The sequence below is a fragment of the Polymorphobacter sp. genome, assembly GCF_051860865.1.
Taxonomy (GTDB): Bacteria; Pseudomonadota; Alphaproteobacteria; order Sphingomonadales; family Sphingomonadaceae; genus Sandarakinorhabdus.
The window spans coordinates 7,783-8,013 of sequence record NZ_JBIMKZ010000103.1; the positions used below are offsets into that span (position 1 = coordinate 7,783).

The 231-nt window shown below is 59.7% G+C and carries 1 protein-coding gene; it reads left to right on the top strand.

What is annotated here, in order from left to right:
* Positions 1-103 (top strand): acyl-CoA dehydrogenase family protein (locus ACTIFJ_RS14315; RefSeq protein ID WP_439534787.1); only part of this gene is annotated, 103 nt, incomplete at its 5' end.
* Positions 104-231: the final 128 nt, after the last annotated feature.

A 231-nucleotide genomic window follows, 5' to 3' on the forward strand; every position in this document is an offset into this window, starting at 1 on the left:
CGAGCGCATCTACCGCGACCTGCGCGTCCACCAGATCCTCGAAGGCACCAACGAGATCATGCGTGTCATCACCGCCCGCGAGCTGATGCGGGAGAGTAATTGACGAACCTTGTCCCCATTCGTCCCCAAACATAGCGTTTTCCGGCACTGATCGGTACCGGAAAGGGGACAGAATGAACATAATCGTCTTGGCCGCAACGGGCCTGTTGCTGTCTGCGGCCGCCCCCGCAT